This is a genomic window from Thermogutta sp., assembly GCF_039793925.1.
In the GTDB taxonomy this organism is placed as follows: Bacteria; Planctomycetota; Planctomycetia; order Pirellulales; family Thermoguttaceae; genus Thermogutta.
On sequence record NZ_JBAMME010000011.1, the window covers coordinates 2,197 to 15,949 of the forward strand.

The 13,753-nt window shown below is 56.2% G+C and carries 9 protein-coding genes; 6 read left to right on the forward strand and 3 right to left on the reverse strand.

The genetic code is table 11. The features are described 5' to 3' along the window. A partial coding sequence (locus ABJK56_RS00425; protein WP_347242694.1) for an ATP-binding protein occupies window positions 1-2,005 on the forward strand: 2,005 nt, incomplete at its 5' end. Between the two features lie 46 nt (window positions 2,006-2,051). Next, window positions 2,052-2,495: a response regulator gene (locus tag ABJK56_RS00430; protein ID WP_347242695.1), complete on the forward strand. Its 444-nt coding sequence runs from the start codon at window positions 2,052-2,054 to the stop codon at window positions 2,493-2,495. Here ABJK56_RS00430 and ABJK56_RS00435 read toward each other — a convergent pair. Beyond that, window positions 2,464-3,417, reverse strand: a complete 954-nt coding sequence (locus tag ABJK56_RS00435) for a restriction endonuclease (RefSeq protein ID WP_347242696.1) — start codon at window positions 3,415-3,417, stop codon at window positions 2,464-2,466. The genes ABJK56_RS00430 and ABJK56_RS00435 overlap by 32 nt on opposite strands. 205 nt (window positions 3,418-3,622) lie before the next feature. On the opposite strand from ABJK56_RS00435, the gene ABJK56_RS00440 reads away from it, so the two are divergent. Then, window positions 3,623-6,526 carry a hypothetical protein gene (locus ABJK56_RS00440; RefSeq protein WP_347242697.1) on the forward strand — a complete coding sequence of 968 codons (2,904 nt, stop codon included), beginning with the start codon at window positions 3,623-3,625 and terminating at the stop codon, window positions 6,524-6,526. A gap of 68 nt (window positions 6,527-6,594) precedes the next feature. Here ABJK56_RS00440 and ABJK56_RS00445 read toward each other — a convergent pair whose 3' ends face one another. After that, window positions 6,595-8,055: a neutral/alkaline non-lysosomal ceramidase N-terminal domain-containing protein gene (locus ABJK56_RS00445; RefSeq protein ID WP_347242698.1), complete on the reverse strand. Its 1,461-nt coding sequence runs from the start codon at window positions 8,053-8,055 to the stop codon at window positions 6,595-6,597. 395 nt (window positions 8,056-8,450) lie between these two features. Here ABJK56_RS00445 and ABJK56_RS00450 point away from each other — a divergent pair, with 395 nt between their 5' ends. Both ABJK56_RS00450 and ABJK56_RS00455 read left to right on the forward strand, forming a co-directional pair. Next, complete coding sequence (locus ABJK56_RS00450) at window positions 8,451-10,082, forward strand: hypothetical protein (RefSeq protein ID WP_347242699.1); 1,632 nt, start codon at window positions 8,451-8,453, stop codon at window positions 10,080-10,082. A gap of 520 nt (window positions 10,083-10,602) precedes the next feature. Continuing rightward, the gene (locus ABJK56_RS00455; RefSeq protein WP_347242700.1) at window positions 10,603-11,964 is read left to right on the forward strand and encodes a citrate synthase; all 1,362 of its coding nucleotides are present in this window, start codon (window positions 10,603-10,605) and stop codon (window positions 11,962-11,964) included. A 128-nt stretch (window positions 11,965-12,092) separates the two neighbouring features. On the opposite strand, the gene ABJK56_RS00460 is transcribed toward ABJK56_RS00455, so the two are convergent. Then, entirely contained in the window at window positions 12,093-13,277 is a 1,185-nt protein-coding gene (locus ABJK56_RS00460; RefSeq protein WP_347242701.1) for a peptidylprolyl isomerase, read from the reverse strand. Between the two features lie 158 nt (window positions 13,278-13,435). Here ABJK56_RS00460 and ABJK56_RS00465 point away from each other — a divergent pair, with 158 nt between their 5' ends. Continuing rightward, a complete protein-coding gene (locus ABJK56_RS00465; protein WP_347242702.1) occupies window positions 13,436-13,696 on the forward strand; it encodes a hypothetical protein in 261 nt (86 codons plus the stop codon). The last annotated feature ends 57 nt before the right edge of the window (window positions 13,697-13,753 follow it).

Here is a 13,753-nt window from a genome sequence, read left to right on the forward strand (position 1 = left end):
CACTGGCCGCGTGTGGGATCGCTGCGAGATGGCAGACAAAAAAATCGTGTTTGACTTGGATGAGCTGGACGGTGTCCTCGCGCAGGTGCTCAAGCAGCAGATCACCGTGTGCGTCAATCAACCAGTTACGACTCCCCCTGGCCACGTCCCCATCACCCGCTTTCTCGGCGTGCCTCTCATCGTTCAGGAGCGGTTGGTTGGGGCAATCTTTTTGGCCAACAAATCGGGCGATTACACGCAGGAGGATGCGCGGACCCTCGAAATGATCGCCCGATTTCTGGCCCCAATTGTCGATGCCCACGTTCGGGAAGAACAAGAAAAAGAAAAGCGAATTGAGTACGAAAAACGGCTCGCCATCCAGGCGCAACAGTTGAAGCGGCGTAATCGTCAGCTCGAATGCCTGGCAGGACTCAGCGATCTAGCCGAACGTGGCGCTTCCATTGAAGAGATGGTGGAGCTGACCAGCTATTTGTTGGCGGGGATATTCCAGGACCTTCCCAATGTTTATTCGCGGATTATTTTTCGTGGTCAGGTTTATCAGGCTGAGTCTTATGAAGAAACAGAACACAAACTGAGCGCCGCCATTTTTCTAGGAGATGAATACGTGGGGGCAGTGGAGATATGCTGTCCCAAAGAGCTTCTCGACGACGAAGGCTTCGCCGTCTATCGGATGTTTGTCAATGAACTCGCCGAGCGTTTGAGCACGGTCCTGACGCGAAAAAAAGTGGAAGAGGAAATCCACGCCTTCCGGCGACAAACCGAACTCGTGCTGGAAGTCACACGTACGGGATTGAGCATCGCGGATCAGGAATGCCGGCTGGTATACGTGGACCCATGGCGGCGCGCAGTTTATGGCGATTACCGCGGTAAGACCACGCACGAGTATTTTTGCGGAACAACCAGCCCCTGCTGGGCGTGCCCCACCGCCAGAGCTTTGCGAACCAAAATGCGGGTGACTCAAGAACGGATGATGCCCCGCGAAGGTAATCGACCGGTACAGACAACCGCGATTCCTTTTCTAGCATCTGATGGCAAGTGGTATATCAGCGAAATCACGGTGGACCTGACCGATCGCAAGCGCTGGGAAGACCGTTTGGTGCAGGCCGAGCGACTCGAAGCTATTGGGCATCTTGCCGAAATACTCTCCCACGAGATGAATTCTCCGCTTCAGTATTTGGAACACAACTTGCATTTCTTACGGGAGAGCTGGCAACACATCAGCCAAAATCTGCAAGAGCTGGCAGCACAAGCATGCGGATCCTCCACGCCCACCGGGGAAAATACGCTGGATGAAGAACTGGTCACTCGGGAATTCCCTGACGCGATCGAAGAAACGCTTGCTGGTGTCCAGCGACTCGCCAAAATAGTGCAAACCCTTCGGACTTTTGCCTGTCCTGACGCAAGCGAAAAGACAATTCACGACCTTAATGCTGTGATTCAAGCTGCCATCGACGTGACACGCTCGCATGTTTCCAAAATTGCCAGCATCGTCACAGAGTTCGATAGCACCCTCCCGCGAGTTCCACTGATGGCGGGAGCCTTTGGGCAGGCCATGTCCAATCTTCTTCTTGGAGCCGCGGAGGCCATCGAAAAACGCCGCAACCTGCGGGATGAAGAGGGCCTCATCACGGTCCGTACTCGCCGCCTGGACACCGACTGGGTGGAGATTGAATTCTTCGACAACGGTGTCGCAATTCAACCCGAAGAACGGAGAAACTTTCTCGAACCCTATTTCGCCAATCAACCAGCCTCCGTCACATCCCGCCGCTCTCTGGTTCACCTATACAGGGTGGTCGTGGAAGGCCACCAGGGAAGTGTCGAGGTGGAAAGCGAAGAGGATAGAGGCACACGAATCGTCATTCGGCTGCCTACACGGGATTTGCAGGAAGCTAATGCCCACACGTCGCAACTGAGTCCTATTATTGCCAGCGAGCAAGCCGCCGCACCGCCAGATACAACGACTTTTTTGAACGAGAACGTTGCGCGCTTAAACTCCGGGGGATAAAGTATTGAAGTCTCGAGCCCTGAGAAGTGTCATCTGGGCGGATGATATGAGCACCGAACGCGACACACTGGTCTTGATTGTGGACGATGACGTTAATGTCCTGCGCGGATTAACACGCGCGCTGCGGCATCAACCCTTTCAACTTCTCACTGCACGGAGTGCCGAAGACGCCCAAGAGATTCTCAAACGGTGGCTTGTCGATGTCGTGATCTGTGACCAGAACATGCCGGGAACACGTGGTACAGAACTGCTCGCATGGATCGCAGAGCATTCTCCCCGCACGGCCCGCATCATCCTGACAGGACAGCCGGATCTGAAAACTGCGATTGAAGCCATCAACCGCGGGCAAGTTTTTCGCTTTCTCACCAAACCATGCAGCGACTGGGATCTTGTCATGGCGATCCACGACGCACTGCAAGCCGTCCGCTCATCTTCGACGCTTGCTTCTCGCCGCCCCATCACGCGGCTCCCTGAGAGCGCGGCTGGATAGTGCGAGACAATTCGATCAGGTCAATTTTTTCGAAAATCAGGTCCGGCAGCGTCGTCTGGTCGATGAGCACGCAACCGACTTTTTCTGCCAATTCGCGAGCCCCAGATGTGAAAACATTGTTAGTGATCACCGCGCAGCCATCGCACTGGTAAAAGGCCTTACCGGAGTATGCCTCCTGCACAGCGTCATTGCCCACACTATTGGCGTATCCCTTCACCTGGACTGCTATCTTGTATCCCTGCCGCTCGCAGATGATGTCCACGCCCTGATCCCCGCTTTTTCCCGTATGATAGGTCCGATAGCCCAACTCATTGAGAACATGTATGAGAAACTGTTCGAACCTTTCACCGCGGAGCGACCGCCAATCCGCCGAGGCCAGAACAGCGAGCCGACGCAGCCGGGACCGCCGTATCTCCTCCAAGGTGCCGCGAACCGTCTGCAACTGCCGCTGCGCTAGTGATAATTGCTCTTTCTTCCGGGCCAATTCGGCCAAAAGTTGTCTACGCGATTCCAATAGCCGGGGTAGGCGATCGGTTATTCTTTCCCTGAGAGAAAGCAAGGCCGCATCACTGGGAAAGGCAGACATCAACGCTACCATGCAGCCGAGAATCAGCCCGACGATTGCCGCTGCGGACCCCACTGTGATCGCTAATCCCACTGCCAGCGTGATTCCCCCACTCGTCCACAGGAGAAGCCGCATCCACTCGGGTAGCGTCAACCACTTCCGAATGGCACTCGCCCACTGTACGTAACGCAGCTTGAATTTCATCCAGAACTTCTCGCACTCCAAGCGTGCAAGAGAAGAACGTAGCGAGCCGATTTGCTGCTTAATTTGAGAAAGAGCTGCCTCCGCCAGTTGCAGGCTACGCAGCGTGGCAGCCTCCATTGCCATCAGTTGCCTCGAATCATCCGGCAGTTGCATAACACGTTATATCCTTCCATGATACGCCTTCGTCAAAAGGCGTTCGATCGAGCCAGACCTGCGCGGATCTTTCCGCCAAGGACGGGAAGTGTCATAATCCACTGGGGCCGAATGGTAGCACGTTTCTGCCCACACTCAAAGACGTGTGCCACAGTACAAGGACCTCTGTCTGCGAACCATTCAGTCTTGCCCAAGGAGTTCACCCATGCGGTCACTACGAGACTCCCTTCCATTGTTGCCGATGTGCCAGGTTGGTCTTATGGTTATCCTCGTTGCACTGTGGAGCAACCTGCCCGCGCCGTGTTTCAGCCAGGAAATCATCCTGGAGAATGAATTCGTTCGCTACGTTATCGGTCCCGACGGTCGAAATGTAAGCTTCACCGACAAACTCGGCCACGGTGAACAACTCATTACGACTCATCCAGGCTACCTCATGACATACCGCCACGCGGGGAAAACATTTATTCCGCGGCAATGCACCAAAAATGGCGAGACGGTCATGGTCGAATTCGAAAATACCCGCGTCACCCTGGAAGTCACATCTCGGCCGCACCATTTTACGTTCCGCATCGCATCAGTCGAGGGTGATGCCGATGAACTTCGTTTGCTCAATTTGCTCGTCAAACCGTCGCAGTTGACAAGCGGGATCGCGGGGATTGCCCAGGATGACAATTTCGCCGTAGCCGTGCGATCGCTCAACTTACTTGCTCTCGGCCAGGTCCACAGTGTACGGCTAACAGCCGATCCCTCTTCCGGCGGGCAAGCGGCGAGTTCCCAGCAACCTTCGCAAGTCGCGAACGTCTCTGCCGTGGCCTCCCGTGAACATGGTTTTGCCGGAGCGACCGTGGCTCTCGTCGGATGTCCAACAGCCCGGCTTCGGGATACCCTCAAGGAAACGCTGGAAGCAGAGGACGCTGTTCGCTCGCCACTTGGCGGCCCATGGGCTTTGGACGCCCCGGAGACACAGGGCTCCTACGTCTTTGCGACCGTCTCCGAGGAGAATGCAGATGAGTGGATCGACCTCGCCAAGAACGCCGGCATTGCGCAGATCCACATGATCGGCTGGGAGCAGACGCTCGGCCATTATCAGCCGCGAAAGGATCTTTTTCCCCACGGCATTGAGGGATTGCGCCAGGTTGTGGAAAAAATCCATGCAGCGGGCCTGAAAGCAGGTATGCACACGCTCACGGGTTGTATTTCGCCAACGGATCCCTGGGTTACACCACAACCGGATCCCCGTCTCGCGGTTGATGCCCGATTCACACTTGCCGCAGCGCTCGACGAGAAGGCCGATCGGATCGTCGTTCAGGAAAAGCCCGGCGACTTGGATACGGTTTGGGCCTATGGAAGCCGGGGAAACGTTCTTCGGATCGGGAATGAGCTCATTCAGTACAATGCACTGGCCCAGGAACCTCCTTTCGGTTTCCTCGGGTGCAAAAGGGGAGCGTTCGGTACAAAGCCTCAGACTCACCCGCCTGGAAGTTCGGTTGAGCATCTCTTTGTGCGTTACGGCTGTTTTCTGCCCGACCAAAACTCCACCCTTGTCGATGAAATCGCGCAGGCCATCGCCGATGTGTACAATACCTGCAAATTTGACATGATTTACATGGATGGGGCCGAAGGCATGCCCGGCAGTTGGTACGGGATCAGTCGGATGCGCGAGGCCATTTTCCGCCGGCTGAAGCGTCCCGCCCTTGTTGAAGCAAGTTGCTGGGATTACCATTCCTGGTCCTTCCATTCTCGCCTGGGCGCATGGGACCATCCTAACTGGGGAGTGAAGCCGTTTGTAGACTGGCACTGCCGATCTAACGAAGAACATCGGAGGAGTACTTTGTTGCCGGTCCAGCTCGGTTGGTGGGCGATTCTCGGCCCCACCCAGGATCACGATGCCGAATTCCCCGACGAGTTTGAGTATCTCTGCGTCAAAGCCCTTGCCTATGGAATGCCGCTCTCATTTCAGGGAGTCGCTCCCGGCCCCAATCCTCCATGTGCCCGTCAGCCAGAATACCTGAACATGCTTGCGCACTACGAGCGGTTGCGGCTTTCCCAGCAGGTTCCTCAAAGTATCCGCGATCGACTCAAGGAAGAGGGCCAGGATTTCCATTTAGAGCTTCATGCGGATGGATCCTGGAGCTTTCGCCCAGCGGACTACATACCACACAAGATCACGGCGGCCATTCCGGAGAGCACCACTTGGCAGGTGACAAATCGCTATTCGCCCCAGCCGCTCCGCGTCCGAATCCAGGCCCTTTATGGTGTCGAACCCTATGACAGCTCGCGCGCCCTGGAGATTCTTTCGCTTAAATCAGCGGATGAACTCAGTCAAGCTGCCCAAGCAGCGAACGTCACAGCACAGTTTGAACTTGTTCAAGACGATGTTAAAACTGGGGAGCGAAGTGGAAAGTATTCCGTGCGTAACTCGGGCAATTCACCAAAAGGTGCCTGGGCGAAGCTCACAAAGACTTTTGAACCGCCCATTGATTTTGAAGATCGAGGAGCCCTGGGTTTTTGGGTGCGTGGCGATGGAAGCGGGGCCGTGTTGAATCTTCAGTTGAGTAACCCTCTCCATTACTGGCCCACGTGTGACGAGCATTACGTCCAGCTTGATTTCCAGGGTTGGCGATATGTTGAACTGCTTCTGCGGGAACGCGATGCCGACGAATTCCACCGTTACGTTTGGCCCTATGGAAGTTACTATGCCGTGGTTTACCGCTCTCCCCTCATCCGCAACCATGTGAGCGAGCTCAACATTTACGTCAACAACGTCCCGGCACAAGGAAGCACGACATGCCTAATCAGCCCTGTGCGTGTTATGCCCCTTGTGTCGATTAAAATCACCCGGCCAACTCTGGAGTTGAATGGGCGGCACATCACCTTCCCGGTAACGCTCACCAGCGGGGATTACCTGGAATTTGACGGTTCTGGAGCCGTCCGCGTATACGACGCCCGAGGTGCCCTGACTGCGACCGCACAGATAGAAGGGGAAATTCCTGAGGTGAAAAACGGCGTCAACACGATTCACTTCAGTTGTGCTGCGGAGACTCCTCCGCAGGTCCATCATCGAACACGAGTAACGGTGATCACCTTCGGTGAACCCCTTCAACCCTAAAGGCAACAAGTAAAGTCACACCCGCGCACAAGGACGAAAGAGCTGGCAGTTGTCGGGCATACTGGCCACTAAGGCCGAAGCTCCTGGAACATCTCCAAAATTGCCTGGGTGATTTTGATGGAAGCCTGTTCTTCGACCTTGCAGGTCCCCAACCACGTTTCGTAGCCGCCCAACTCGTGCTGGCGAGGCGTGGGAAGGTAACCGTATGAGCCATTGGCGTGGGAAATAGTGAACGTGGGTTGAAATGGGCTTTTTTCCCGAATCTCCAGTCCGATTTCCGCGAACACTTCGAACGGAATTGCGGCGATACCAAGATCCCCGACACGCAGAGCTTGTAGCGGAACAGCAATGTTTTCGGGCGCCTCGTGTTGTTGCATGACACGACGGGCGTAAATTTCCTCGTGAGGTCGCTCCGGAAGCGGTGGCGCGCCTGCCAGAATCTCCTGTGCCCGCTTGAGCTGTTCTGGCGTGGGTTTGCGCACCTTTAAAACAAGCTCACGCTGTCGCATTCCCAGTGGGACCCAATCATGCCATTGCAGCGTCTGATGGGCATCGAATACCTTCTGTGCCAAGTCGTAAGCGACGTAGCGGATTTGCTCGTACGTTTTTTTCGGTGGTCGGGGCCGTTGGAACGAGATGTTGTTGACGTCCCCGCTTGCCCCGTTGGAAAGCATTCCGACAAACGGGGGCTCCAAGCGATCGGCGCCAAGCAATTGCTGGATTCGATCTGCAAACACACCAAAATAGTCCGCGGAAATGTGGCCCGGCCCCACTCCTCCGACATAATGCAACGAGTAGTTGGCCAGAAGAGCAATCGGCCGACCGTCACGGGACTGCAAGGAAATGAACGCCAGTTGGGGGTCCACCGGACCGGCGGGCTTCACCAGGTCCGGACTCCCCGCCGGCGGATTCATGCGGACTTTGTCCTCCCCGCCAAACGGGTTCAGTAACCGAACGCCGGGTTTCATGAACCACCGACGATTGTTGAGGTGCTCAGGGACGTCCAACGTCGCCCAGGCAATGCGGGCAGGCTCCAAATGGGCCACAGCGCGGCGCACTCCGTCCGAAATCCTCCGAGCCACAAAACTAGCGTAATCGGACATCTGAGGATCCGGTTTGAGGACGCTTGCTGGCCGTGCACTGACAGATGAATGCGTATGTGTTGCTGCGATCAAAATATGGTCTTCAGGAATCCCTGTATGTTCCCGAATCCACTTTTTCGCCAAATCGCACACCTCCCGGGCCAGTCCCAGATTATCAACCACGACGATCACCACTTTCGTCGTTCCATCATCCAAGACAAGGGCTCGGGCGAAGAGCTCATCGTGGATGTATTTTCCCGGAGGTGATTCCCACCCGCCGACGATCGGCTCGTCAAGCCAAGGCGTGATGTTGCTCGCAGCCGCGCCCGCTTTGAGGACTTTGGATTCTGGGACATCCGCTGCTCCCGATCCCTCCGCAAAGGCATTTCCCATTACCATCCCAACGAGAAATCCCACGACGAAACCCACTTTTCTGCGGATGCACATCACAGCGATTCTCCCCAACCAACGAACGTAAAAATGGTAAAAATACCCATCAGCCTTTTGCACTCGGCAAACAATTCGCCGTTAGAATACTCTCCGTGGCAGTGATCCGCCAGTGGCGTGGGCAGGCGCAGAATGACAGTACGTTTCCATCAGGGGGAAATCGGGGTTTGCTATTCGAGTCAACCCCCTCAATGGACGGACCACTGGATCGACTGTGGTTCCTGTTTGCCCTAATCTCCACTTTGCGCCGGTTATACGTCCTGCTCGTGTTATCCATTTCCAATTCAGGTTCCGCGTGCCGATCTTGCCACGACTTCCTCTCATTTGATATAAGCCCCACGAGGCATTGTCGTCCCAAGTCACTCACTGTTTTTAGTTGTCAGGAAACTGTCAACATGGAAGGGTCCGTCAATCGACCTTTCGTCATCCGGAAATATCGAAAGTGCGCTCCAGCGGCCTTTTCGCCAGGCGCTACCGGCCATTCTTTGGAGCAACCCAGCTCTGAACGGACAGGGCGGCGCGGACGGCACAACAGCTTCGCCGAATTCGTGAGGCTGACACTCCTCGTAGCTTCTCTTGTCCTTTTCGCCTCGCTGATTTGTCGCGGCGAGATTCCTCCGGATCAGGTGTGGCGACAGATCGCCCCCGGCATGCCGGGAATATCCCTCTCAGCACGAACAGGCCCCGGTGAAAGCTATCCCATCGCCGCAACGATTGATCCCGGCGACGTAGTCGAATGGATTCTAGATGATCCCAGCGGCTGGTCGGCTGTCCGTCTGGCTGAAGGTCAAACCGTGTGGATAATGACGTCCAAATTGAGAGAGCTCACCGTGCCCGCCCCCCCTCCGCCAGCCTGGCCAAACCAGATGGGAACAACCGCGGAGCAACCGTCTACCCGCCTGAAAAACGAGACGGCAGAAGACAATGGCACCATTAAGCCGGCGTCGTATCTGTTGCCGGGCGAGACAAGTGGAACGCAGCAGGGGGATGGTTGGCGTCCAGCGGGGAATCCGTCAGCCCGGCCGAGTGTCCACCTAGGTCCTGGCGTCCAATCGAAGAGGATCACCGACAAAAGTTTCGCCACATCCCCGACTTTCGCCAGTGTAATCGCCCCTGCACCAGGCCAGGCATCTGTAGATGCACGCCTGGACCACATTGAGGCCCAATTTAATAGAATGCTGACGCAGGACCCGACCATGTGGGATCTCAAACCCCTAGAAGACGCACTGGCCTATTTGGCCGCGCAGCCGCTGTCCCCGTCTCAGGTGACACGTTTGAAAGCCCTTGTCGAACGTATTGCAGAAGCCAGGCAAATCGCCCAGGCGGCCAAAGCCACGTTATCTTCCAGCATCGTCTCCGCGGGCTTTCCTGGCACGCAACCGCCCATGGTGCTACCGACTCCTGATACTTCTGCGACCGCGCTTTCAGGCCAATCGAGTTTAACGGAGATCCCCGCACCCGCCACCCGGCTTGTGATCCCTGCTATTCATCCAAGTTCGGCCGCGTTTTTCCAGCCGACGTCTGACCCCGCGGTTCCCCGCCTCCCTTTGACACCGGAGACTCCACAGGCCTCTCCAGAAGTGGCCCAGGCCTCCTTTGTCACACAACCCCTGGGCAATGCAACCGCTGCAATTCAGCCGCTTACGCAGGGCCAGGCGCAAGTCAGTCCCGAGATGGGGCAGCCATACCGGCCCATTCCCACCAGAGAGGAGATTGCGAGGGAGTTGAACGAACTGCGGCGCCAGCGGTTTGACGCCGTGGGACGCCTTGTTCGAGCGCAGGTGAGACGCCCGTCCGACCCACCGTACCAAGTGATCAACGAGCGCGGAGAAATCGAAGCCTATCTCCGTCCGGCTCCGGGGACGGTGCTTCGCACCTACGTGGGCCATCAGGTGGGGATCGTCGGGCGAAAAGTTCGTTCTGCGGACGGTCGTGGGCCTCTCCTTGTGGCCGAGTCGGTGCAACTCCTCGATCCACCGGAAAAGAGTTGGGGAAACGCAACGCTGGTTGAGCAGGTGGCCCCGTAGAACTCCCCGGGCCTTCCCATTGTGTGACGAGCTCGACCAAACCAGCTCTCGGCCAGACGGACGCCCGATGGCACCCAGTACTGGCTTGTCGCGTGGTGGAGACAAAACGCATATCGCAGGTCATTCCATTTTCGGGTTGGTGCGATGCACTCGTTGACAGCCTCTGTCTAATTGGGTGAAGGCGCTTTTTTACAGTTACCGGCCGGTTCGACACTCCGAAATGAAGAAGTGTCATGACTTCGGCAATGCCAATTCCCACTGTCACTAGTTGCACGGCATCACGACTTATCTTATCATGATAGTTTAGATCTGACTTTCGTGGAATCGGCAAGGTTGCCGCGTTCAACACCCGTTCGTTGGGAGTTTCGGCAATCGGCCTAGCGGCTTGGCAAAGAGGCATCTGGTCGCAGGGGGCGTTGCCTCGTAAAATGCGATTTTTCGGGTGGAACGCACCGTTGCGAGGGGGAGGGTTCGGAAACCGGTCACACGAGTTTCTCTTGCCGAATGATTGGGAGCGTCTATGGGAGAGGTCGCAAAGCTGATTCTGGACGGCAAAGAATACGAGTTGCCGATCCGCGTAGGAACGGAAGGTAACCGGGTCATCGATATATCGAAACTCTATCAGATGACCGGTTACATCACACTGGATGATGGCTTTGCCAACACGGGCGGCACAACCAGTAGCATCACCTACATCGATGGAGAAAAGGGCATTCTCCGCTATCGCGGCTACCGGATCGAGGAGCTTGCGGAGCGCTGCGATTTTCTGGAAGTCGCCTACCTGCTCATCTACGGTGAATTGCCGACGGCGGACCAACTGGAAGAATTTCGCGACAACATCCGTCGGCACACGCTCCTCCACGAGGGGATGAAACAGCTTTTTGCGGGTTTTCCGCCCGACGCACATCCGATGGCCATCCTCAGTTCGGTGGTGGGAGCGCTGGCCATTTATTGCAAGGACTCACTGGATCCTCTGGACGAGGCTCAGCGTCAGCTTTCTATTTACCGCCTCATGGCGAAGATGCCCACCATCGCGGCTTTCGGCTACAAACAGTCGATCGGCCAGCCGTTTGTTTATCCGCAAAATCACCTGACGTACTGTCAAAATTTCCTGTACATGCTGTTTGCGGTCCCCAGCGAACGCTACCGGATGGATCCGGATTTTGTTGAGGCCCTCAATCTTCTGCTGATCCTCCATGCCGATCACGGCCAGAACTGCAGCACATCGGCTGTGCGGATGGTGGGTTCCAGTAACGTGAATCTCTTCTCTGCCATCTCGGCGGGAATCTGCGCCCTGTGGGGACAGCTTCACGGTGGAGCAAACGAAGCGTGCATCAATATGCTGGAGCAGATCCTTGCAGACAACCGCAACATCGGAAAGTACATTGACAAGGCGAAGGATCCCAATGATCCTTTCCGGTTGATGGGTTTTGGACACCGCATTTACAAGAATTACGATCCCCGCGCCAGGATCATCAAAAAGATGGCCGACCGTCTGATCGCCAAGAAAATTGGCACAGATCCCCTATTCGAGTTGGCCAAGGAGCTCGAGGAAATCGCTCTGAAAGATCCCTACTTCGTCGAGCGAAAGCTCTATCCGAATGTGGATTTCTACTCGGGCATCATTTATCGGGCGATGGGGATTCCCAAAAACATGTTCACGGTTCTGTTTGCCCTGGGGCGGCTACCCGGTTGGATTGCCCATTGGCGCGAAATGCATCTCACACCCAACAAGCGTATCCACCGCCCCCGCCAACTGTATATCGGTTATCCCGAGCGTCCCTTTGTGCCTTTGATCAAACGCTCGCCCAAGCCCACGCACGAAGTCTCTATCAAACGGCCGGTGGGAGGTCCATTCCCCGGCGGCGAATTCGAGCTTTGATGAGGGTGTGCTTCAATTCACCCAAACCACGGGATTCAAACCGAGAATAGCACAACGTGTACCGCCCCGGTTCTGATCAGACTGCGCTGGCTTTGAGGACTTGATTACACGAGCCACCCCAAAGCTGATCACGGTGCGCTGTTGCCTTGTCCAGACGCAGGAAACAGACGGGAATCTTCCGTTGGGGCTTCGTAAATATTCCATACAGGAATTTCCGCGCGGAGCTTTGCAAGATACTCGTTCAACTGCTTTTCTTTTTCTTCCTCTGCCAGCCGCTCCCGGATACGCACCTGGGCTTCGGTGAACGGAATCCGGCTTGCCTCGCGGCGTTCCAGAACTCGCACGATGTGAAATCCCTGTTCATCCTCCAGGATGGGGCTAAGCTGGCCGACGGGCAGAGAGAACAGGGCCTCCTCGAGGACGCGGGACCGCAAACTCCCAGGCTGCACCGGTTCTCTTTCACCTCCTTCAGAGGCGGTCGGCCCTTCGGATCCAGAGCGGGCGACCTCTTCGAACGGCTCGCCCCGCAAAACTCGATTACCCAGCTCTGCAAGCTTGGCATATGCTTCTGCATCCGAGCGATCTGGCCGCTTCCTTACCATAAGCTGCTGCCAGCGGACCTCGGCGGGCTGTTCGAACTCCTTCATATGGGTACGGTAGTATTCCCAGAGAACCTCTGGTGATAAGGTCCTGGCCATAGAACTGGCCGAGGTTAACTGCTGTTTGATCCAATCACGAGCGAGTGTTCCTTCGATAAACGCCCGCTTTTCATGCTCCAGAGAACTCCCCACACTGCGGAGACGTTCGTCCCACTCTTTGGCAGACTGAAGCCCCATTTTGCGAAGCCGCGCCGGAATTTCTTTTTCCTCGAAGAACTTGGCGATTTCCTGCTCAATCCGCTCAAGATTTTCCCGAGGAATCTTACGTTTAATGTCTTCGTAAACAAGTTTCATTTCGATACGTTTCTTTAGAAGCTGCCGCATCAGCTGCTGCTTGTACTGCTCGTACACCACAACGGGTATTTTGTCCTGATAGGGCAGAAGAATTTCCGTCACTGCCCCAAGAATTTCACCAGCGAGAATGACCTCTGACCCTACGCGCGCCAGCACCCGCGCTTGCTCGCAGATTTCCTGCCGAAAATCCCCGACGCGGTCGGTTTGGAGCGATGCCGCTGTCCTGGCCCACTCGGAAAGAGAGGAACCGTCGCCGCGGGAAGTTTCCTGATCTGACACCGTTACCTCCCCAGGTGCGACAAAACTCGCGGCTTGTGCCCGGGAGTCTTCAGAAAACTGGGGCAGCGTGGCCCAGCTCATTCCCGCGGTTTCGCTTGGTGAAGACGACGCTCTCACATCTCCGACATGTGCAACACCAGACCCATACCCTGGAAATCCGTTGGCCACAGCAGTCGGACCGGAAGCCTGCGGGCGGCTCGCCCCTGCGACGTCCGGCAACCGGACAACTTGAGCTTCCATTGGATCAAAAACAGGTCGAACTTGTGAAGGCTCCCAACTGGTCACTGGCCGAGAAGTTGTCGGATAAGTCGGGGGCTCACTCGCCGACTGTTGTGGCAGCGAAGCAGGTGGTTCCGGCAGAGCGTCGCGTTGAGAAGGCGCAGTGGCCCTGGGAGTCATTGGGGATTGAGAATCATTTCGTGCTGGGATATCTACCTGACTTTGTGGGCCATCAGCCACGGGGGGATCATCAAATCGTGGAGGCCAAGCGGGTCGCCTGACGGTCGGCACGCCGAGAACCCTCGTTAGCTCTGTGCTCTTACCGGAGGCCGCCTCAC

What these genes read in the sequence shown, in the direction of transcription:
- ABJK56_RS00430 (WP_347242695.1), top strand. Translation starts at nt 2,052, where the DNA reads ATGAGCACCGAACGCGACACACTGGTCTTGATTGTGGACGATGACGTT.
- ABJK56_RS00435 (WP_347242696.1), bottom strand. Translation starts at nt 3,417, where the DNA reads ATGCAACTGCCGGATGATTCGAGGCAACTGATGGCAATGGAGGCTGCC.
- ABJK56_RS00440 (WP_347242697.1), top strand. Translation starts at nt 3,623, where the DNA reads ATGCGGTCACTACGAGACTCCCTTCCATTGTTGCCGATGTGCCAGGTT.
- ABJK56_RS00445 (WP_347242698.1), bottom strand. Translation starts at nt 8,055, where the DNA reads ATGTGCATCCGCAGAAAAGTGGGTTTCGTCGTGGGATTTCTCGTTGGG.
- ABJK56_RS00450 (WP_347242699.1), top strand. Translation starts at nt 8,451, where the DNA reads ATGGAAGGGTCCGTCAATCGACCTTTCGTCATCCGGAAATATCGAAAG.
- ABJK56_RS00455 (WP_347242700.1), top strand. Translation starts at nt 10,603, where the DNA reads ATGGGAGAGGTCGCAAAGCTGATTCTGGACGGCAAAGAATACGAGTTG.
- ABJK56_RS00460 (WP_347242701.1), bottom strand. Translation starts at nt 13,277, where the DNA reads ATGAGCTGGGCCACGCTGCCCCAGTTTTCTGAAGACTCCCGGGCACAA.